Origin of the sequence: Halomonas dongshanensis, from assembly GCF_024790395.1 — a bacterium.
Lineage (GTDB): Bacteria > Pseudomonadota > Gammaproteobacteria > Pseudomonadales > Halomonadaceae > Vreelandella > Vreelandella dongshanensis.
This window is the reverse complement of the sequence record NZ_JAJISC010000001.1, coordinates 1-19,297: the sequence shown is the minus strand read 5'-3', so window position 1 is coordinate 19,297 and position 19,297 is coordinate 1. Positions and strand designations below refer to the sequence as shown.

Annotated in this window: 19 protein-coding genes, 1 rRNA gene and 1 other RNA gene; 12 read left to right on the top strand and 9 right to left on the bottom strand. The window is 63.5% G+C overall.

Annotation, left to right across the window (positions count from 1 at the left end):
• Window positions 1-177 precede the first annotated feature (177 nt).
• The 3 genes from LLY24_RS00105 to LLY24_RS00095 form a co-directional block, all read right to left on the bottom strand.
• Window positions 178-801, bottom strand: a complete 624-nt coding sequence (locus LLY24_RS00105) for a 5-formyltetrahydrofolate cyclo-ligase (RefSeq protein ID WP_259034235.1) — start codon at window positions 799-801, stop codon at window positions 178-180.
• Between the two features lies 1 nt (window position 802).
• Window positions 803-985, bottom strand: a non-coding RNA gene (gene ssrS, locus LLY24_RS00100) — 6S RNA.
• A gap of 53 nt (window positions 986-1,038) precedes the next feature.
• The gene (locus LLY24_RS00095) at window positions 1,039-1,338 is read right to left on the bottom strand and encodes a cell division protein ZapA (RefSeq protein ID WP_259034234.1); all 300 of its coding nucleotides are present in this window, start codon (window positions 1,336-1,338) and stop codon (window positions 1,039-1,041) included.
• Window positions 1,339-1,494: 156 nt separating this feature from the next.
• On the opposite strand from LLY24_RS00095, the gene LLY24_RS00090 reads away from it, so the two are divergent.
• From LLY24_RS00090 to LLY24_RS00075, 4 genes are all read left to right on the top strand, one after another.
• Window positions 1,495-2,073, top strand: coding sequence for a UPF0149 family protein (locus LLY24_RS00090; protein WP_259034233.1), 579 nt, complete (start codon window positions 1,495-1,497; stop codon window positions 2,071-2,073).
• A 51-nt stretch (window positions 2,074-2,124) separates the two neighbouring features.
• A complete protein-coding gene (gene pepP / locus LLY24_RS00085) occupies window positions 2,125-3,465 on the top strand; it encodes a Xaa-Pro aminopeptidase (RefSeq protein WP_259034232.1) in 1,341 nt (446 codons plus the stop codon).
• Between the two features lie 69 nt (window positions 3,466-3,534).
• A complete protein-coding gene (gene ubiH / locus LLY24_RS00080) occupies window positions 3,535-4,761 on the top strand; it encodes a 2-octaprenyl-6-methoxyphenyl hydroxylase (protein ID WP_259034231.1) in 1,227 nt (408 codons plus the stop codon).
• A gap of 120 nt (window positions 4,762-4,881) precedes the next feature.
• Entirely contained in the window at window positions 4,882-6,165 is a 1,284-nt protein-coding gene (locus tag LLY24_RS00075; protein WP_259034230.1) for a UbiH/UbiF/VisC/COQ6 family ubiquinone biosynthesis hydroxylase, read from the top strand.
• Here the strand turns inward: LLY24_RS00075 and LLY24_RS00070 are convergent.
• From LLY24_RS00070 to gpmI, 3 genes are all read right to left on the bottom strand, one after another.
• Entirely contained in the window at window positions 6,162-7,454 is a 1,293-nt protein-coding gene (locus LLY24_RS00070) for a S41 family peptidase (protein ID WP_282563373.1), read from the bottom strand. The two genes, LLY24_RS00075 and LLY24_RS00070, sit on opposite strands and share 4 nt — an antisense overlap.
• Window positions 7,455-7,526: 72 nt before the next feature.
• Window positions 7,527-8,663: a murein hydrolase activator EnvC family protein gene (locus LLY24_RS00065; protein ID WP_259034229.1), complete on the bottom strand. Its 1,137-nt coding sequence runs from the start codon at window positions 8,661-8,663 to the stop codon at window positions 7,527-7,529.
• A 45-nt stretch (window positions 8,664-8,708) separates the two neighbouring features.
• On the bottom strand, window positions 8,709-10,274 hold the full coding sequence (gene gpmI, locus LLY24_RS00060) for a 2,3-bisphosphoglycerate-independent phosphoglycerate mutase (protein ID WP_259034228.1): 1,566 nt from the start codon (window positions 10,272-10,274) through the stop codon (window positions 8,709-8,711).
• 204 nt (window positions 10,275-10,478) lie between these two features.
• Between gpmI and LLY24_RS00055 the strand changes: the two genes are divergently transcribed.
• From LLY24_RS00055 to LLY24_RS00045, 3 genes are read left to right on the top strand one after another with little or no spacing between them, the layout of a single operon-like run.
• Entirely contained in the window at window positions 10,479-10,901 is a 423-nt protein-coding gene (locus tag LLY24_RS00055; RefSeq protein WP_259034227.1) for a rhodanese-like domain-containing protein, read from the top strand.
• A gap of 57 nt (window positions 10,902-10,958) precedes the next feature.
• Complete coding sequence (secB, locus tag LLY24_RS00050) at window positions 10,959-11,486, top strand: protein-export chaperone SecB (RefSeq protein ID WP_259034226.1); 528 nt, start codon at window positions 10,959-10,961, stop codon at window positions 11,484-11,486.
• Between the two features lie 2 nt (window positions 11,487-11,488).
• Window positions 11,489-12,244, top strand: a complete 756-nt coding sequence (locus tag LLY24_RS00045) for a 16S rRNA (uracil(1498)-N(3))-methyltransferase (RefSeq protein WP_259034225.1) — start codon at window positions 11,489-11,491, stop codon at window positions 12,242-12,244.
• Between the two features lie 62 nt (window positions 12,245-12,306).
• Here the strand turns inward: LLY24_RS00045 and LLY24_RS00040 are convergent, their stop codons facing one another.
• Window positions 12,307-12,876, bottom strand: coding sequence for a hypothetical protein (locus LLY24_RS00040; protein ID WP_259034224.1), 570 nt, complete (start codon window positions 12,874-12,876; stop codon window positions 12,307-12,309).
• Window positions 12,869-14,497, bottom strand: a complete 1,629-nt coding sequence (locus LLY24_RS00035) for a sodium:solute symporter family protein (RefSeq protein WP_259034223.1) — start codon at window positions 14,495-14,497, stop codon at window positions 12,869-12,871. Before LLY24_RS00035 ends, LLY24_RS00040 begins: the two co-directional genes overlap by 8 nt.
• 131 nt (window positions 14,498-14,628) lie before the next feature.
• On the opposite strand from LLY24_RS00035, the gene LLY24_RS00030 reads away from it, so the two are divergent.
• The 4 genes from LLY24_RS00030 to ruvX are packed head-to-tail and all read left to right on the top strand — an operon-like array spanning window position 14,629 to window position 17,438.
• Entirely contained in the window at window positions 14,629-15,348 is a 720-nt protein-coding gene (locus LLY24_RS00030) for a CvfB family protein (RefSeq protein ID WP_259034222.1), read from the top strand.
• Window positions 15,349-15,399: 51 nt separating this feature from the next.
• Entirely contained in the window at window positions 15,400-16,359 is a 960-nt protein-coding gene (gene gshB, locus LLY24_RS00025) for a glutathione synthase (RefSeq protein ID WP_259034221.1), read from the top strand.
• Window positions 16,360-16,417: 58 nt separating this feature from the next.
• Window positions 16,418-16,975, top strand: coding sequence for a YqgE/AlgH family protein (locus LLY24_RS00020; protein ID WP_259034220.1), 558 nt, complete (start codon window positions 16,418-16,420; stop codon window positions 16,973-16,975).
• Window positions 16,968-17,438 (top strand): Holliday junction resolvase RuvX, encoded by a 471-nt coding sequence (gene ruvX / locus LLY24_RS00015; RefSeq protein WP_259034219.1) that lies wholly within the window; start codon window positions 16,968-16,970, stop codon window positions 17,436-17,438. The genes LLY24_RS00020 and ruvX overlap by 8 nt, the downstream gene beginning before the upstream one ends.
• Window positions 17,439-17,509: 71 nt before the next feature.
• Here ruvX and pyrB read toward each other — a convergent pair whose 3' ends face one another.
• Window positions 17,510-18,538 carry an aspartate carbamoyltransferase gene (pyrB, locus tag LLY24_RS00010; RefSeq protein WP_259034218.1) on the bottom strand — a complete coding sequence of 343 codons (1,029 nt, stop codon included), beginning with the start codon at window positions 18,536-18,538 and terminating at the stop codon, window positions 17,510-17,512.
• Between the two features lie 532 nt (window positions 18,539-19,070).
• On the opposite strand from pyrB, the gene LLY24_RS00005 reads away from it, so the two are divergent.
• A 16S ribosomal RNA gene (locus tag LLY24_RS00005) occupies window positions 19,071-19,297 on the top strand; the annotation flags it as partial.

Sequence of the window (19,297 nt, the reverse complement as noted above, 5' to 3'; positions counted from 1 at the left end):
CGTAAGAAGCCCGATATGGTAATGGTGTTGTCCTTGGTGTTCATTCTTGGAGTGCTGGCCACCGGCTACGCCCAGGCGCTATCGGGAAGCTGATAGGCCACCGCGATAGTCTTACAACGCGTTATTCAATCTTCGTCGAAAAGCGCCTTCTCTTACGTGAGAAGGCGCTTTTTGCTTTTAAGCACGGGCGCGATAGATCGCTTCGTCGGTGGCCACGGCGCTCAGTGGGACGTCCCAGGGCTCAAGCGGCAGGCAATCGACCTTTTGCAGCTCGTGGGCCACGCCGATGAGCGCGGGTTTAGGGCCGTACGGGCGGCGCATGAAGGCCAAGGTGCGATCATAGAAGCCACCGCCCATGCCCATGCGGTTGGCGTTTTTATCGAAACCCACCAGCGGAACGATCAGCGTATCCAGTGCCCAGGCGGGCAGGCGGTTACGCGCGCGGGCGCCAAAGCGCGGGTGCGGTTCGGGGATGCCGAAGCGGTTCTTGACCATCGGCGTATCGGCGTCGAAGCGCACGAACCAGAGGCGGTTATCGGTAAAAGGGCGTAGCACCGGTAGATAGACCGCAACACGGCGGCGACGAAGCCAGGGCAGCAGTGCCAACGGATCGATTTCCCCTTGAACGGAGAGGTAGAGGCTCAGTCGACGCGCACGACGCAGTTCGGGAAGAGCGGCAAGATGCGCTGCCAAGCGATGGGAGGCACGTTTTTGTTGCCTAGGGGAAAGGGCTCGACGTTGACGTCGTAGCTGGCGGCGCAGGGCGCGCTTGTCCAGTACGTCGGGCGCAGGCGATGACATGGAGTTCTCCAGAGTGCCGCTGTCGTTCTGGCCCTGAACCTACTGGTTCAGGTGGGTGGCCGCAGCCAGACCGTCAGGCTTTCCGACGCACGGACATGCACACGGGCCTGGCTAGCATTTGGCCCCCTGGGTACTGCGCATAGGCTCGAGGGACTATAACGACTGGCGCACACCCCAGAGAACACCGCCATTTTACCAGAGCCCGCGCCATTGCCATAGGCTTGGATGCGTGCGGCGTTAGCTAGAGTGATTCTTGGCCAGTGCGCGTTCGAGCCGATCGTTGAGGCGGCCAAGGCTCGCCTCACTTTCGCGATGTTGATCCATCAGTTCGAGCATCTCGTGGGCAATGTTGAGCGCGGCGATGATGGCGACGCGTTCGCTGCCCTGCGTGCTGCTCTGTGCTTGGATGCCGGTCATCGCCCGATCCAGATAGCGCGCGGCGCGTTCGAGTTTGGGCTCTTCGCCGCTGTTGCAGGCGATGGTGTAGCGCGTGCCCAGCAGGGTGATGTCTTGGGTAGGCCGCTTGGCGTTACTCATCAAAAGCTCCGGCGCGGGCCATTCGACGACCCAATGCGTTAACATGGCGGCCTAGTCACAGCCGTTGCCGCTCACTATAAGAGAGCCGCTTGCACGGGGTCAACGCACGGCCCGAGCGGCACCTGTCAACCCGTTACCTGCCCAGGGAGTGCCGCCATGTCTCTGATCGACGAGCGTCAGGACTTTTCCGATATCGCCGATGTCTTCCTTCTTCACGCCAGCATGCAGTCCCCGGCCTTCCTCGATGGCCGTTTGTGCGCGCTGCTGGCACTGCGCGACGTTACCGCCGAGGCTTGGCTCGACGAGGTCTGCACCGGGCTTGGCGTCGAGCAGCCCCGCGATGAGGCCGCAGCGGCGCGCCTTTTGGCTTGGCGTAAACAGACGCTCGAAGCGCTTTCGGCCAGCGACATGAACTACGCGCCGCTGCTACCGGACGAACTCTTTTCGTTGGGCGAGCAGGCCCAAGGGCTCAAAGAGTGGACCCAAGGCTTCATGGAAGTGGTCGAGGCCTACGCCGATGAAGAACTCAAAAAGCGCTGGTCGGCGACGCTTGCCGAGGCGATCGAGGATCTTGGCGGGCTCGTACAGATGGAGACCGACATCGATGACAGCGCCGAAAATGAGAACGATCTTTTCGCCCTGACCGAGCACGCCCGCATGGCGGCGATGATGCTCTATACCGAACAGCATCCCGGCAAGCCTCAGGTCGAAAACGTCGACGCCCCGGTACATTAACCCCTCGCTGGGCAGGTGCTCGACCTGCCTGGCCCTTTGTAGGAGGTCTGCATGCAGCCCCAACGTCTCACTCCCCCGCCCGCCATTACGCCCGAAGAATACCGCGCCCGCCGCCAGGCGCTGATCGCTCAGCTGCCCGCCAATGCCGCTGCGCTGATACCCGGGGCAGCACTGGTCACACGCTCCAACGATAGCGACTATCCCTTTCGCCAGCACAGCGACTTCTACTACCTGACCGGCATCCTCGAGCCCGACGCCTGGCTACTGCTGCTCCCAGGACGTGACGCGGGCGAGAGCGTGGTGTTCTGTCAGGATCGCGACCCTACGCTCGAAGCCTGGACCGGTCGTCGGCTTGGCGCCGAAGGCATCGTGGCCCAGCACGGTATCGCTGAGGCCTTCGAAAATGCCGAGCGTGACGAGTGTCTTCCCGCGCTGCTTCACGGCCGCGAGCTGCTTTATCTGCCGCTGGACAACCCCATGGCCCTCGAGGTTGCCGAAGAGGCCTACCGTGACGCTCAGGCAGGCAAGCGGCGCGGCGCGCCGGGCGTTGCGGGCTGGCTCGACGTCGCCCCGCTGATCCACGAGATGCGCCTGATCAAAAGCGAGGCTGAAATCGCGCAGCTGCGTTACGCCGCCGAGGTATCGGCCAAGGCCCACGTGCGCGCCATGCAGAGCGCGTCGCCGGGGCTTCACGAGTATCAGCTGCAGGCCGAGCTCGAGCACGAATTCGTCTGGCAGGGTGGCAGTGGCCCGGCCTATGGCACCATCGTTGGCGGTGGCGCCAACGCTTGTGTACTGCACTATATTGAGAACAGCGCGCCGCTCACCGAAGGCGAATTGGTCTTGATCGATGCGGGCGCCGAGTTTGCCCTTTACGCTGGCGACATTACCCGCACTTTCCCCGTATCGGGGCGCTTCAGTGAACCCCAACGCGCCCTCTACGAAGTAGTGCTCAAGGCGCAAAAGCGCGCGGTGGCAGCAGTACGCCCTGGCGTCAGCCTTACTGAGGTGCACGAAGGCGTGGTCGCCGATTTGACGGCAGGCTTGGTAGAACTCGGCCTGCTCGAAGGCCCGGTCGAGGCCCGCATCGAGGATGAAAGCTATCGGCGCTTCTACCTCCACTCCACCTCACACTGGCTGGGCCTCGACGTTCACGACGTGGGCAGCTACCGCACGGCGGATGCCTCGCCGCGGCCATTCGCACCCGGCATGGTGCTCACCGTCGAACCGGGGCTCTACGTTCCCGAAGACGCCGAGGTCGATGCGGCATACCGAGGTATTGGCATCCGCATCGAGGACAACCTGGTGGTCACCGCCGAGGGCAACGACATATTGACCCATGGCGTGCCTAAAGAGGTGGCCGATATCGAGGCGCTAATGGCGAAAAATTGATCGATCGCAATGTGTCGACAATCACCTTTATGTAAATTACGTTACGAAATAAACGTCAAGGATGGCCGCATGAGCGCAACGCCAGACGCCGCAGGCGACACGCAGGACGTCGACATCATCATCATTGGGGGAGGCCTCGTTGGGGCGAGCCTGGGCTGCGCGCTGGCGCCGCTCATCGCCCGCTTCGGCTGGCGCGTCGCGATCATCGAAGCGGCGGCGCTGCCGAGCGCCGAGTCGCCCCGCTGGCAGCCCAGCTTCGATGCCCGCGCCAGCGCCATTGCCGAGGGCACGGCCCAGCGTTTCGATCAGTTGGGCATCTGGTCGGCCATGGCCCAGGAGGCGACGCCGATTCGCACCATCCACATCAGCGAGCGTGGGCGCCTGGGCGCGACTCGGCTGCGCGCAGAGGAGCTCAACGTCGCCGCACTCGGCTACGTGATTCCTAACGCCTGGATGGGGCAGGTGCTGCACCGGCACTTGGCCACGCTGCCGCTGACGTGGTTTTGCCCTGCTCGCGTTGCGAGCCTTACACCGCAGGCCAAAGGGCATCTTGTTCGCCTCGAGGATGGCCGCACGCTGCGCGCCCCCTTGACCCTGCTTGCCGACGGTGGCCGTTCGGGGCTCAAGGAGCAGCTAGGCATCTCCAGCCGTCGTGCCTCTTACCAGCAGAGCGCGGTGATCGCTCACGTCGGGGTACACGCGCCGCACCACGGCATTGCCTACGAGCGCTTTACCCGCGAAGGCCCTATGGCACTTCTGCCGCTGCCGGGGCAGGCGATGGAGCTGATCTGGACGCACCCAAGCGGAGACGAAGCCGCGCGCTTGGCGCTCTCCGATAGAGAATTTCTCGATCAGCTGCAGCGCGCCTTTGGCGATCGCGCCGGGCGCTTTACCAAGGTAGGGCAGCGCTTTGCCTACCCGCTTTCGCTGGTCACTGCCGAAGAGCCGGTGCGCCCAGGACTTGCGGTGCTGGGCAATGCCGCCCACGCGCTCCATCCGGTGGCGGGGCAGGGGTTCAATCTGGCGCTGCGCGGGGTGATGGATCTAGTCGCGGCGCTGGAGGCGGGGCAAGAGGCTAGTCGGCCACTGGGCGATATAGCCACGCTCACCGATTTCGAACGCCGCCGCGCACAGGATCGCGCTAACGTCATCCGCTTCAGCGATAGCTTGGTGCGTCTATTCGGACTCTCCTGGCCGCTGGTGGATCATGCCCGGGCAGCGGGATTGATCGGCCTCAATTTGGTGGGGCCGCTGCGTCGCAGCTTGGCGCGCCGCGCCATGGGGATCGAGCGCTAAGCGCTTTTAGTAATGCTGTGCCAAGTACGATGTAAGCAGAGTTATAGGTAAGCCTTGTTGTTGATAAGCCCTGTAGATTCCGTCACACGCGATTGTCATGTAAGGAGTTAAGGAGAGTAGATGAGCGCTTCAAACGCTGAAACCCACACGCCGTCAGGCTGCAAGGCTAACGCGACTTCTTCGGGGGCCACGCTAGTCGAGGCCGAGGTTGCCATCGTCGGCGCTGGCTTGGTGGGTAGTAGCTTGGCGCTGCTACTCGCCGAGGCGGGAATGCGCGTGGCCTTGCTCGAGTCGCGCAAGGCGCTTGTGGATAAGGCCTCCTTAAGTGCACATCCCTTGCCGCGCGTGAGTGCCCTAACTCCGGTTTCCCAACGCCTATTGGCCGGGCTCGGCGCCTGGCCCGGCGAGCGCGCCACGCCCTATCGCGCCATGCAGGTCTGGGATGCCCAGGGCAGCGGCGAGATTGCGTTTTCGGCCGACGAGGCGGGGCTTACAGTACTGGGTCATATTGTCGAGAACGACGTTACCCAGGCGGCGCTGCATGCACGGCTTGCGACGCACTCAAACGTAACGCTGCTGCTTGGCGCGCGGCTTTCCGCACTTCAAACCTCGGCTAAGGGCTACTGGCTGGTACTCGAGGATGGCCGTCAGGTGCACGCGTCGCTAACGGTCGCGGCCGACGGCGCCCGCTCGACGCTGCGATCGCTTGCTGGTATCGACGTGCACGAGGAGCCGATGGAGCAGGAGGCCGTGGTGACCACGGTGCGCTGCACTCATGCGCATGGCAACACGGCGCGCCAGGCGTTCGTCGGGGGCTCTCCGCTGGCCTTTTTACCGCTGACCGTCGAGGAGGACGACCATTACTGTTCGATCGTCTGGTCGACCACCCAGGCACACGCCGACGCGCTCGCCAGCGCCACGCCCGAGGCCTTGGGCAAGATGCTCGAAGAGGGGATCGGTGGGCGGCTGGGTAAGGTGAGCGTTTGCGATGGGGTGCACCGCTTTCCCCTCGTTCAGCGCCACGCCCGACGCTATGCCTTGGCGAATCTAGTACTGGTGGGCGACGCAGCGCACAGCATTCATCCGCTCGCGGGGCAGGGCGTCAATCTGGGGCTGATGGATGCTGCCGTGCTGGCCGAAGAGGTGGTGAGTGCGTGGCGTCGCGGCGCCCCCTGGGGGGCGCTTGCGACGCTCAGCCGCTTCGAGCGGCGGCGGCGCTTCGACAACGCCGCGATGTTGACCATGATGAAAGGCTTCAAGCGCCTCTTTGCCACCACGAACCCGGCACTGACTCTGGCGCGTAATCTGGGCATGGGGGGCATGCACCAGCTAGCTCCGCTCAAACGCGTGATCATGCGCCAGGCGGCAGGCGAGCGCGGGCGCCTGCCGCCTAGCTGCCGTTAGCGGCGGCGGTCGACCACGCGAAGCGCCTTGAGCAGGTTGAGCGCTTCGCTGAGCTGGTAGTCCTCGCTCAAGCGCTCGGCAGCCGAGGCGCGTTCGCGGCTGGGGCCTTGCGAGCGTAAGTGGTTCTCCAGATCGGATTCGCGCACCTCCCAGCGGCGTTCGGCAAGCTCCAGGCGGCCGCGCACTACTTCAACGTCGGGCTCGATGCCGAGCGCCTGGATCGAGCGGCCGTTGGGGGTGAAGTAGAGCGCGGTGGTGAGCTTGAGCCCTTCGCCGTTCCCCAGCGGCATGACTTGCTGCACCGAGCCCTTGCCGAAGCTGTCGGTGCCCATGATGACGCCACGGCGCTGATCCTGCAGCGCACCGGCGACGATCTCGGCGGCCGAGGCACTGCCACCGTTGATCAGCACCACCAGCGGAACCTCGGCGGCGGGCGTGGCGGGGTTGGCCGAGAACGACATCTGGGTATCCGGCAGGCGCCCTTCGGTGTAGACGATCAGCCCCTCGTCGAGGAACAGATCGGCCACGCCCACGGCGGATTGAAGCACGCCGCCAGGGTTGTTACGCAGATCGAGAATCAACCCCTCTAGCGGCTGGTCGCGGCCCATGCGCGTTAGCGCCTGGCGCGCCTGCTCGGCCGTGCGCGACTGGAACTGGCTGATGCGTAGATAGCCATAGCCCGGCTCCAACAGCTCGTGCTTGACGCTTTCGCTGCGGATGATTTCGCGCTCGAGGGTCAGCTCGCGCGGGGCGTCTTCGCCCGAGCGCATGACGGTGATATCGATCGGCGAGCCGGGGTCGCCGCGCATTAGATTGACCGCCTCTTGAAGCGACATGCTGTCGGTCGGGGTGCCGTCGATGCTCAGGATGATGTCGCGCGACATCAGCCCCGCCCGCGAGGCCGGGGTATCGTCGATCGGCGTAATCACCATGAGCTGACCATTCTCCAGCCCCACTTCGATGCCGATACCGCCGAATTCGCCCTGGGTCGATTCGCGCAGGCTCTGGAACTCCTCTTCGTCGAGGTAAGCCGAGTGCGGGTCGAGCTCGCTGAGCATGCCACGCATGGCGTTACGCAGGAGAGTGGTATCGTCGACGTCCTCCACGTAGGCGCGTTTGACGCGTTCGAACACCTCGGCGAAGGTTTGGATTTCCGCTAGCGGCAGGTCGTCGCTGCTGGGCGCCGGTTGGGCCAAAAGCGGCAGCGGAGTGGCCAGCATTACGGCCGGAATCAAAGCGGCCAACAGGCGCTTGGCAGGGGCAGGTACCTCGGTAACGGTTAGCGTCATGCAGACTCCGCAGGCGAAATGGGTCGGTGGGGCGCGATGGCGCCGGTCACTCCATGGTTTCAGCTTATCCCGTCATCGGCGCGCAATCCAACGCTGGGGATTAATTGGCTCACCCTGCCTGCGCACTTCGAAGTAGAGCGCGGCATTGGTGAGCCCGCCGGTGTTACCGACCCGGCCGACTTCGTCGCCACGCCCCACCTGCTGGCCCGTGCGTGCGCTGAACTGCTGCAGGTGAGCATAGAGGGTCATGACCTGATCGCCATGATCGACGATTACCAGATTGCCGAAGCCGCGCATCCAGTCGGCAAAGACCACCCGGCCCGGGTGCACGGCGGTGACGGCGGTCCCGGCGCTGGCCTGGATCACGATGCCGTTGTAGTGAATGCCCTCGCGGTGGTGGAAGGTGGCGGTGATCGCCCCCTGCACCGGCCAGGGGAGGTCGCCCTGGGTTTGGGCGATCTGGGTCGAGGGGGTTGGCGTGTCCATGCGCGCAAGCTCGGCTTGGATACGGCGCAGGGTCTGTTCGGCCTCCTCGCGGCTCTGGTTGAGGTCGGCCAGCCGCTCCTCTTCGCTGCCATAGCGATCGTCGAGAGTGGCGACGACGCTGCGACGTTCGGCGCTGCGCTCGGCTAGGTGCTGGCTTTGGGTTTCGAGCTCGTCGCTAAGGCTTGCCAGGCGCGTTTGGCGGGCGTCCAGGGCGCTTTCGGTATCGGCCAGGGCGTCGTCCAGGCGGGCGATATCGGCAAGGCGCCGATTACGCGCGTCGACCAAGCGGTTGAGGTAGGCCTGCATGCGATCGAGCTCAGCCGGGTCGCCTTGGTTGAGCAAGAGCTTGAGCTGCGGCGTCGGGCCAATGCGGTAGAGCGCGGCAAGCTGCTGGCCGAGCGCAGCCACTTGGTCACCGCGTTCGCCTTCGAGCCGGGCGCGGTGCTGGCGCAGCTGGTTAACTTCGTCATCGAGCAGGCGGCGTTCGGCCTGCAGGCTATCCAGACGCGCGTGGGTAGCGGCCAGATCGCTCTCCACGGCCTGAAGTTCGCGTTCGGCTTCGTCGCGCGCGCGCCCGGTGGCGCCCAGGCGTGAGGTGGCCGATTCGATCTCCTGGCCCAGGGCATCCAGGCGCTGGCGCGCGGCGGATTCATCCTGCTGTGCCGAGGCGTCGAGCGTCAGGCCGAGCAGCAGCGCGGCGATCAAAAGGCGTCTGGGCGTCACCCTAGCCCGCCGTGCAGCGGGCTGGGTGCGTGCATGCGGCGCCATCTAGCGCAGCGTGATCAGCGATTCGCCGGTCATCGCCTCGGGCACTGGCTGGTCCATTAGCGTCAGCAGGGTGGGGGCGAGATCGCACAGACGGCCTTCGCGCAGTTCGCCGTCGCGCTCGCCGACGTAGACCAGCGGCACCACGAAAGTGGTGTGCGCGGTCTGGGGCTCGCCGGTTTCAGGGTTGACCATCTGTTCGGCGTTGCCGTGATCGGCGGTGATCAGGCAGGCGCCGTGAACGCGCTCGATGGCCTCGACCACGCGGCCCACGCAGATATCGACGGTTTCGATCGCCTTGACCGCTGCGTCGAAGTCGCCGGTGTGGCCAACCATGTCGCCGTTGGCGTAGTTACATACGATGAGATCGAAGCGCTCGGCGTCGATCGCCTCGACGAGCTTCTCGGTAATCTCGTAGGCGCTCATCTCGGGTTTCTCGTCGTAGGTTCGCACGTCCTTGGGTGAGGGCAGTAGAATACGCGTTTCGCCGTCGAACTCCTGCTCCTCGCCGCCGGAGAAGAAGAAGGTGACGTGGGGGTACTTCTCGGTTTCGGCAATGCGCAGCTGGGTCAGCCCGCGCTTGGCTACTACCTCACCCAGGGTATCGGTGAGATCGGTCGGCGGGAAGGCGATGGGCGCGGGAATGTCGGCGGCGTACTGGGTCATCATCACCAGGCCATCGTGGGCAAGCTTGGGCGTGGCGCGGCGAGCAAAACCCGTAAAATCTGGCTCGGCAAAGGCGCGGGCAAGCTCGCGCGCGCGGTCGGAGCGGAAGTTGACGAACAGCGCCGCGTCGCCTGTCTGTAAAACGATGGCCTCGCCGTTGGGACGCACGCTGGTAGCGGTCACGAACTCGTCGGTTTCACCGCGCTCGTAAGCGGCAGCGAGCCCACTTTCGGCGCTCTCGGCCTGATGTTCACCGTGGCCTTCGGTCAGCAGGCGGTAGGCTTGCTCGACGCGCTCCCAGCGGTTGTCGCGATCCATGGCATAGAAGCGGCCAATGAGCGAGGCGACGAAGCCGTTCTCGGCGCCAACCAGTTCGGCCAGGCGGGCATTGGCGCGCTCGAGCGAGGCCTTGGCGCTCTTGGGCGGCATGTCGCGACCGTCGAGAAAGGCGTGCAGATAGATGTGCTTGGCCCCCCGCTTGGCGGCGAGTTCGGCCAGGGCGAGGAAGTGATCTTCGTGGCTATGCACGCCGCCGGGGGAGAGTAGCCCGAGCAGATGTACCGCGCGGCCGTTGGCTACGGCGTCGTCGATGGGCTGGGTCAAGGCGGCGTTATGCGCAAGCTCGCCCTCGTCGATGGCTTTGGTGATGCGCGTGAAGTCCTGATAGACGATACGCCCGGCGCCGATGTTCATGTGGCCGACTTCGGAGTTGCCCATCTGGCCCTCGGGCAAACCGACGTGGTTGCCATCGGTATGGACGAAGGCGTGCGGGCGCGAAGCCCAGAGCTTGTCCATGACCGGCGTGTGGGCGGCGGCAACGGCGTTGTGTTCGCTGTCGGGGTTATGGCCGTAGCCATCGAGAATGATCAGCGCGACGGGGCGCGGAGTGCGTGCTGTGTCCATAGTCTCCTCTTTGTCATCGTGCCGCTAGCCGATGTAGGGTGCATCGGGGTCGCGACGCTCGCATGCTTGGGGCATCATAGCGCAGGCCGTCGCCAGACGTCATGAGGACGACCTGCGCGCCAGCCCCCGCGACGTGTATACTGGGCGGGTTTGACGGCGGCCTCGCCGCTTCTTTTTTGCATTGACCAAGAGACCGTGTTCGCGATGATCGATCAGCTGTTCGAATTCGTAATGAACCACACCCTGCTCGTCGGCGCCTTCCTGCTGGCCTTTGCGGCCTGGGTGTTCTACGAGACACGCACCGCCGCCGGCAACGCCGTGACCTCCTCCCAGGCGACCCAGCTCATCAATCGCGAAGACGCCGTCATACTGGACGTTCGCGATAGCAAGGAGTTCAAGGCAGGCCACATCGCCGGGGCGCGCAACATTCCCCAGAGCAACCTCGACAGCCGCATGCACGAGCTCGAGAAGTTCAAAGAGCGGCCGATCATCGTGGTCTGCAAGCTCGGCCAGAGCTCTGGCACGGCGCAGGCTAAGCTCGCCAAGGCGGGCTTCACCCGCGCGACCAAGCTGCGCGGCGGCATGGCGCAGTGGCAGGCCGATAGCCTGCCGGTGGTCAAGAAGTAAGCGCTTTCACCCTTATCGGCCTCGTGGAATAGCGAGCGCACAACCAGGAGTTTACCCATGGCGGAAGACAACAATGCCCAACAGCCCGGCGCCCAGCAACCCAGCGGCGGCTCCGAAGGTAACAAGCCGCAGCTCAAGTTCTCGCTGCAGCGTATTTACGTGAAGGACATCTCCTTCGAAGCGCCGAACTCGCCTGCCGTGTTCAAGCAAGCCTTCAAGCCCAAGGTCAACCTCGACCTCAATACCAAGAGCAGCAAGATCGCCGACGATCAGTACGAAGTGGTGATCAAGGTAACCGCGCAGGTCAACGATAGCGAAACCGGTACCACCTCCTTTCTTGCCGAAGTCGAGCAGGCGGGACTGTTCCGTATCGCCGGTATCGAAGGCGCGCAGCTGGATCAGACGCTGGGTGCATTCTGCCCCAACCTGCTGTTCCCCTACGCCCGCGAGTGCGTGGACAACCTGGTCAACCGCGGCGGCTTCCCTCCGCTGATGCTGGCGCCGGTCAACTTCGAAGCCATGTACGCCCAGCGCAAGCAGCGTGAGGCGCAGCAGGCTCAACAGGCCGAAGCGAGCACTCACTAAGCATGCAGCCCGCCGACTGGCTTGCCCAGCAGGGCCGCGTCGCCCGCTTTTACGTCCCGACGACGCTTTCGCTCGGGGAGCGGGTGACGCTGCCCGAGGCGCCCGCGCACCACGTTACCCGCGTGCTGCGCCTGGGCCAGGGCGCGCCCCTGGTACTGTTCGATGGCCAGGGCGTCGAGGCGGGCGTGCGCCTTGAGGAGGTCGGTCGCAAGGCGACTACGGCCATCGTCGAAGCGGTGTGGCCTGGGCGCGGCGAGTCGCCGCTCGCCGTCCACCTTGGTCAGGCCATCTCCAAGGGTGACCGGATGGATTACGCCATCCAGAAAGCCGTGGAGTTGGGCGTAGCGGCGATCACGCCGCTATACACCGAGCGCGGCGATGTACGCCTCAAAAGCGAGCGCGAGGCCAAGAAGCTGGCGCACTGGCAGGCGGTGGCGGCCAGTGCCTGCGAACAGAGCGGCCGCGCCGTGGTGCCGCCTGTCTATCCGCCGCTTGCTCTCGAGGCGTGGCTTGCCGAGCGCGATGAGTCGCTCAAACTGATGCTGCATCTCGCCACCGGCAAAGCCTTTAGCGATATCCAGCGCCCCGAGCGTGCGGCGCTGCTGATCGGCCCCGAAGGGGGGCTGAGTTCAAGCGACATCCAGGCTGCCGAAGCGGCCCATTTCGCGCCACTAACGCTAGGCCCACGGGTGCTGCGCACCGAAACCGCTCCCGTTGTGGCGTTGACCCTTCTCCAGCACTATTTCGGCGATATCTGATTCGCCAGCCGCCGTTCTTCTGTGCACGTTTTCTTATGTCGATGATGGCGCCTAGGCGCTGGCTAGCCGTGCTCTGCTATCGCGACGCTCTGATGATGCTGGGCGCGGCTTAGGGCCAGAAGTCTCTTTAACACCAGCGGCTTGAGTTGCGGTAGTAGCTCGCCCGAGAGGCCGCTGGCAACGACAATGCGGTAGTGGTGGGGACCGCGTCGAGTTTTGCTCGTGGCGTAGCCTAAAAAGCATGGGAACCACAGCGGGGTAGGCGCTGCCTTGGCGACGTCGAGTCGCCAAAGGCGCGGTTTGGCCAAGCGCTCCCATAGCCAGTGACGGGCCAATTCCGCTTGGCTAGGGGGGGTGGCAGTATCGAGGTATAGCGCATCTGCAGAACCCCCCTCTATCCATAACTCATCGGCGGATGGTTTACTGGCGGCAGGAAGCGCTGTGCCGGGTAGCAACAGGGGGCGGCGTAGCTCCGCGGCGCCCAGTAGCCAAGCGGCGGGCGACTGCTCGGGTGCCGCTAGCGCCAGGGCCCAGAGCTTGATCCAAGCGGGCTCGATGCGTCGAATGCCCAGGCGTTCGAGCCGCTTGGTCGCGCGCTGTTCTACGCTGGCGTTAAGGCGCCGCTCAGCCATTGGCCCACCCCTGCAGCAGCGCGAGCAGAGCCATCGTCACCACGAACCAGGCAAAGAGGCCAATACAGCGCCAGCGGGTAAGGCGCGCTTCGCGGCCTATTTCTGGGGCGCTATCGGCGCGGGCGGCCAGTACGGCCTGCATGTCGGGTGCGGTCTCGTCGATAACCACGTCTCCAAGCTGCTCGGCGCGGGGTGCCGGTGCGCTGAGGCTTACGGCGTAGCCCACCGCGACCGATACCGCGACGCCGATGGTGTTGTTGTAGAGCCAGGAAATATTGCCCAGCGACGACACCGCCCATACCGCCAGCATGCCGACCACGAGCCCCGCAACGGCGCCTCGGGCGTTGGTGCGATGGCTAAAAATGGCGAGCAGGAAAGTGCCCAGCAGGGCGCCGTAGAACCAGGAGCCGATCTGGTTGACCGCCTCGATCACGGGGCCGAGATTACCGGCGAAAAAGGCAAACAGCGTGGCGTAGAGCCCCCAGAACACGGTAGCGACCCGTGACGCCTTGAGATAGTGCGCTTCACTGGCATCGGGCTTGACGTAGCGGCCGTAGAAGTCGCGAATGCTGACGGCAGAGAGCGAGTTGAGCGCCGAGTCGAGGCTCGACATGGCCGCCGCGAACACGCCCGCGATCACCAGCCCCGCCATGCCCGAAGGAAACGCCTCGACCACGTAGCGAGGCAGCAGCTCGTTGAGATCTTCCGGCGGGGTAAGCCCGTGCTGTTGGTAGTAGGTGGCCAAAATCACCCCGACGAGCAAAAACAGCAGCATTTGCGGAATGAGCAGATAGCCGCCGATCAATAGCGAACGCTGAGCGTCGAGCACCGAGGGGCTCGAAAGTACGCGCTGAATCTGGCTCTGATCGGTGCCGAAGTAGGCCACGTGAAGGAAGAAGCCGCCGAGTAGCCCCGCCCAAAGCGTGTATTCCACGCTGAGATCGAAAGAGAGATCGAAGGTGTTGAACATGCCGCTGGCGACGCCGAAATCGAGCACGTCGCCCATGCCGCCGGGCAGGCTCGAGAGCAGTAGAAAGACGCTTAGCAGCGCACCGGCCCAGAGCACGAACATCTGAATCACGTCGGTCCAGATGACGGCGCTGATGCCGCCCATGACGGTATAGCTAATGGCCAGCACGGCCATGATGACGATGGTGAGGTTGACGCTCCAGCCGGTGACCACCGCCAACACCAGCGCTGGAGCGTAGAGCACGACCCCGGTGGCAAGCCCTCGAGCGATGAGAAAGAGCAGCGCCGTGAGCGTGCGCGTGGCAGGACCGAAGCGGCGCTCGAGCAGCTCATAGATGCTGTAGATACCGGCGCGGTGGAAGACGGGGACGAAGACCAAAATCAACAGAATCATTGCCAGCGGCACGTTGATGAAGGTGACCAAGCGTTCGAGCCCGCCCTCGAAGCCCCATCCCGGGGCGCCGATAAAGGTGATGGCGCTCGCTTGGGTGGCCATGACCGAAAGGCCTATCGCCCAGCCGGGAATCGACCGCCCGCCGAGGAAGTAGTCCTGGGTGCTGTGTTGGCCCTTGCCAAAACGTGAGCCGATCCAGGCGATGAGCCCGACATAGCCGATCAAAACGATGGTATCGAAGAGGGTAAAACCTTCCATGCCGAGCCTCGTTCCCTTTTTTTAGTGTTAGCTTGAGCGTAGCAGGTTGTACTCGATACGTGCCGAGGGGTGGCTTTGCCCAGGGCGGCCAAGGCGCCATAATGCGCATTCATTTATAAAGGACGATCCTCATGGCCCGTGACGCATCGCGCTCTTCTCGCGCCGCCATCGCCTCCACTGCCCAGGTAGGCGAGGTCGCGTATTTGTCCGTAACCGCAGTCAACAACGTCGGCGCTTTTTTGAGCTGGGGCGCGCCCAAGGACGTACTGCTGCCCTTTAGCGAGCAGCACTTTCGCCCTGACGTCGGCAAGCGTGTGTTGGTGAAGCTCTACGAGGACGATCAAGGGCGTCCGGTGGCCTCGATGAAGCTCGACCGTTTCATCGTCGATGAGGCTTGGGCGCTGGAGTCCGGCGCACCGGTGACCATCGTCGTGGCCGAGCGCACCGATCTCGGCATGAAGGTCGTCGTTGAGCATCGCTACTGGGGCCTGATCTTTCAGGAGGATATCGCCCAGCCGCTGCGCCGTGGGCAGACGCTAAAGGCGTACGTGAAACAGCGCCGCGACGACGGTCGGCTGAACATTTCGCTGCTGCCGCCTGGGTCGGCGCGTCTCGATGTGGTTGGTGACAAAGTGATTCAGGCGCTGCGCGAAAGCGGCGGCTACCTGCCGCTGGGCGACAAGAGCTCGGCCGAGGCGATCAAGGCGCGCCTGGGCGTGAGCAAGAGCGCCTACAAGCAGGCCATTGGGCGGCTCTACAAGCAGCAGCTGATCACCCTTGGCCCCGACGCCATTCAGCTGGCGCCGGGGGCCCTCTCCACCGAGGACTCGACCGCGGACGGTTGGAGCTAGCCCGGCGCTACGGCATACTGCGTTACAACACGTCATTGCGGAGTCGGCTCGATGCCTCAGCCAACGCTACATCTGGGCGTCGTCATGGATCCTATCCAGGCGATCGCCTACAAGAAGGACACCACCCTGGCCATGCTCTGGGAGGCGCAGGATCGCGGCTATACGCTGCACTACATGGAGCAGGAGGACCTGTTTCTGAAAGAGGGCAAGGCCTTCGCCCGTATGCGCCCCTTGACCGTACATCGCGATGCCGAGCACTGGTTCGATCTCGGCGACGCCGAGGCGCGCCCGCTTGCCGAGCTCGACGCAGTGCTGATGCGCAAAGACCCGCCGGTGGATACCGATTTCATCAACGCCGTCCATCTGTTGGGCTTTGCCGAGCGCGAAGGCGTATTGATCGTCAACCCTACTCAGGCGCTTTTGCAGTGCAACGAGAAGCTCTTCGCCCAGCAGTTTCCACAGTGCTGTACGCCCACGCTGGTGGCTAGCCGCGCCGACGAGCTGCGCGCCTTCCATGCCGAACATGGCAACGTGATCTTCAAGCCGCTGGATGGCATGGGCGGCACCGGGATCTTTCATATCGGCCCCGAGGGGCGCAATCTGGGGGCGGTCATCGAGCAGCTGACGCTGCGCGGCCAGCGTCAGATCATGGCTCAGCGCTACCTGCCTGAGATCAAGGATGGCGATACACGCATCCTGCTCGTCGATGGTGAGCCGGTGCCTTTCGGTCTGGCGCGCATCCCCTCTGCCGGTGAGACACGCGGCAATCTGGCGGCAGGCGGCAAGGGCGTGAGCCGCGAGCTGACCGCCCGCGATCACTGGCTGATCGAGCAGGTGCAGCCGATGATCCGCGAGAAGGGGTTGATGTTCGTCGGTTTGGACGTCATCGGTGACTACATTACCGAAATCAACGTCACCAGCCCCACCTGCGTACGTGAGATCGACGACCAGCGCGGTACCCACATCGCCGGACTCTTGTTCGATGCCGTTGAGCGGCGGCTGGGCCGCTGAACATCGCCTTACGCTCAACTGACGCCTGCAGCGTTTGGCTGCAGGCAGCGAGAACTGCATGCAAAGCTTGAGACACCACTTTTTGATGGCCATGCCTCACCTCGAAGATGCCAACTTCGCCGGTAGCCTGGTTTATCTCTGCGATCACGATCACAACGGCTGTATGGGCGTCATCGCCAATCGGCCCTTGGACATTACCCTAGACGCGCTCTTCGATCAGTTGGAACTGGGCGGCGAGCAGAGCATCCACCGCAATGCGCCGGTCTACTTCGGCGGCCCAACGCACAAGGATCGTGGCTTCATTCTGCACGTGGGCAACAGCCAAGCGTGGGACTCGAGCATCCAGGTGACCGACGACATCGCGCTGACCACGTCGCTCGATATTCTTCAGGCGCTGGCCGAGGGTAAAGGCCCTGAGCGCTTCATCGTCTGCCTCGGCTGCGCGGGCTGGGAAGTGGGGCAGCTCGAAGAAGAGCTCAAAGAGAACGCATGGCTTACCGTCGAGGGTGACGCTAACGTCATCTTCGAGACGCCTCCGGCCGAGCGCCTGAGTGCAGCGGCGGGGCTGCTTGGCGTAGATCTTAACCTCATGACCCGCGATATCGGCCATGCCTGAGTCGCCCGCGGCTGCGCTAGGGCAGCGCCTGGTGCTGGCGTTTGATTTCGGTACGCGCCGCATTGGCGTGGCGGTCGGCAACGAGCTGCTGCAAAGCGCGCGCGAGCTCGACGCCTTGCCCGCGCGAGACGGCATTCCCGACTGGACGCTGGTGACGCGCCTCGTCGAGACGTGGCAGCCCGATCTATTCGTGGTAGGGCTGCCGCTCAACATGGACGGCAGCGAGTCGGCGATGAGCACTCGGGCACGCAAGTTCGGTAATCGCCTGCACGGGCGCTACGGCAAGCCCTGCGTAATGGCCGATGAGCGCGGCTCGACCCGTGAGGCCAAGCAGATCGCGCGTGAAGCGGGGCACCGGGGCAACTACCGTGAAGAGAGCGTCGACGGCATCGCTGCGGTGTTAATTCTCGAAGGCTGGTTCGCCCACCAGGCGGGATTGCCTGGCGGACGGGCTTCTTCTTGATCGTTGTTCTGTAGGTGCTTCTTTCCTATCTCTTCCCTTTCTACTCCCTATCGCCTCGCCCCTTTAAGATGTTAGCGATCCAGCGTGCCGCGCTGCGGCGGTACGAACCAGCTGACGGGGCGCAGATCCTTCTCGATCAACTCATCGACGTGTAACAGCGTGGCGAAAATCGCCATGCGCATGGGAATGCCGTTATCGGTTTGGCGGAAGATCGCCAAGCGCGGGTCGCCGTTGAGGTCGACGCCGAGATCGTTGGCGCCGGGGCGGCTATCGCGGGGCAGCGGATGCATGACGATGGTGCTGTCGCTGCAGTAACTATCCAAAAACGTCTTATTGACGATGAAGTCGTCTGAAACGCCCTTGAAGCTCTCGTTCATCTCTTCGGTGAAGCGCTCTTTCTGGATGCGCGTGGTGTAGACCACATCGAGGTCACTGAAGTCGCTAGCCAAATGGTCACGGACCTCGACTCGATGGCCGCGTGAGGTCACCAGATCGATCAGCGTGGTGGGCATTTCGAGTCCCGGCGGCGATACCAGAGTAATGCGCAGCGGATCATACAGCGAGAGCAGTTTGATCAGAGAGTGCACGGTACGCCCGTACTTCAAATCACCGGTGAGCAGAATGTGGGCACCGCTCAGCGACTTGCCCAGCCGCTGGAACTCTTTATCGATGGTATAGAGATCGAGCAGGGCCTGGCTTGGGTGTTCACCGGGGCCGTCGCCCCCGTTGATTACCGGAACATGGGTTGCTGCGGCAAACTCGGCCACCGATCCTTGGTCGGGGTGGCGCATGACGATGGCATCGCAGTAGCCGCTCATCACTCGGCTGGTGTCGTAGAGCGACTCGCCCTTGGCCATGGAGGAGAAGGTGAACCCCGTGGTATCGCAGACGCTGCCGCCCAAACGACAGAAAGCGGCATTGAAGCTGACGCGGGTACGCGTACTGGCTTCGAAGAAGAGGTTACCCAGTACCGCCCCCTCCAATACGCGGGTGACCTGGCGGCGGCTGGCAATCGGCTCCATGCGTGCAGCCACGCGAAGGAGATGATCGACGCTATCGCGGTTCAAGGAGTCGACGGACAACAGGTGGGGAGAGCGCATCGCGGGGCCTCGACGGTGAAGAGTGACAAGTAAAGCAGACGTGCTTAGTGTACCCGCGAAGGCTAACTCCGCCTACGGAATGATTTCCGTTCACGCCACCGTCCACCCGGGTGTGAAATAATTTTACAAACCCCTTGCCAAGGCCGGGGGTAATCCGTAAAGTACGCATCCGCTGCCGGGGGACGCCAAGCGCACCGGCGGTGATGAGACTGAAAAGTCTTGGTTTGTCAGGGAGTTACCAGGGTGTTGAAGGCCCGCTTGACAAACACTCGGAAGTGCGTAAAATACGCCTTCCTCGCTGAGGCAGCGTCTCCGGTCATCGAGACATGCTGAGTGCGACGCTCTTTAAAAATTGATCAGGTAATTCATGTGGGCGCTTGCCGATGAGGGTGATCCATCACCCATTATCAAGGCAAGCGACCGAAAGAGTAGCATCTTTTGAGATGTCTCTTTCAAAGTTCGTTTGAACCTTGAGCCAAGTTTGATCCGCTTTCGTCGTCTTCGGACGGTGAGTAAGGATCGCATTGATCTTAAACTGAAGAGTTTGATCATGGCTCAGATTGAACGCTGGCGGCAGGCCTAACACATGCAAGTCGAGCGGCAGCACGGAAAGCTTGCTTTCTGGTGGCGAGCGGCGAACGGGTGAGTAATGCATAGGAATCTGCCCGGTAGTGGGGGATAACCTGGGGAAACCCAGGCTAATACCGCATACGTCCTACGGGAGAAAGGGGGCTTCGGCTCCCGCTATCGGATGAGCCT

Coding starts and splice junctions, on each gene's coding strand:
- ubiH (WP_259034231.1), top strand. CDS start 3,535: ATGAGCGCAACGCCAGACGCCGCAGGCGACACGCAGGACGTCGACATC.
- LLY24_RS00045 (WP_259034225.1), top strand. CDS start 11,489: ATGCAGCCCGCCGACTGGCTTGCCCAGCAGGGCCGCGTCGCCCGCTTT.
- LLY24_RS00070 (WP_282563373.1), bottom strand. CDS start 7,454: ATGACGCTAACCGTTACCGAGGTACCTGCCCCTGCCAAGCGCCTGTTG.
- LLY24_RS00020 (WP_259034220.1), top strand. CDS start 16,418: ATGCAAAGCTTGAGACACCACTTTTTGATGGCCATGCCTCACCTCGAA.
- LLY24_RS00075 (WP_259034230.1), top strand. CDS start 4,882: ATGAGCGCTTCAAACGCTGAAACCCACACGCCGTCAGGCTGCAAGGCT.
- gpmI (WP_259034228.1), bottom strand. CDS start 10,274: ATGGACACAGCACGCACTCCGCGCCCCGTCGCGCTGATCATTCTCGAT.
- LLY24_RS00055 (WP_259034227.1), top strand. CDS start 10,479: ATGATCGATCAGCTGTTCGAATTCGTAATGAACCACACCCTGCTCGTC.
- secB (WP_259034226.1), top strand. CDS start 10,959: ATGGCGGAAGACAACAATGCCCAACAGCCCGGCGCCCAGCAACCCAGC.
- LLY24_RS00090 (WP_259034233.1), top strand. CDS start 1,495: ATGTCTCTGATCGACGAGCGTCAGGACTTTTCCGATATCGCCGATGTC.
- pyrB (WP_259034218.1), bottom strand. CDS start 18,538: ATGCGCTCTCCCCACCTGTTGTCCGTCGACTCCTTGAACCGCGATAGC.
- LLY24_RS00105 (WP_259034235.1), bottom strand. CDS start 801: ATGTCATCGCCTGCGCCCGACGTACTGGACAAGCGCGCCCTGCGCCGC.
- LLY24_RS00040 (WP_259034224.1), bottom strand. CDS start 12,876: ATGGCTGAGCGGCGCCTTAACGCCAGCGTAGAACAGCGCGCGACCAAG.
- LLY24_RS00035 (WP_259034223.1), bottom strand. CDS start 14,497: ATGGAAGGTTTTACCCTCTTCGATACCATCGTTTTGATCGGCTATGTC.
- pepP (WP_259034232.1), top strand. CDS start 2,125: ATGCAGCCCCAACGTCTCACTCCCCCGCCCGCCATTACGCCCGAAGAA.
- gshB (WP_259034221.1), top strand. CDS start 15,400: ATGCCTCAGCCAACGCTACATCTGGGCGTCGTCATGGATCCTATCCAG.
- LLY24_RS00095 (WP_259034234.1), bottom strand. CDS start 1,338: ATGAGTAACGCCAAGCGGCCTACCCAAGACATCACCCTGCTGGGCACG.
- LLY24_RS00030 (WP_259034222.1), top strand. CDS start 14,629: ATGGCCCGTGACGCATCGCGCTCTTCTCGCGCCGCCATCGCCTCCACT.
- ruvX (WP_259034219.1), top strand. CDS start 16,968: ATGCCTGAGTCGCCCGCGGCTGCGCTAGGGCAGCGCCTGGTGCTGGCG.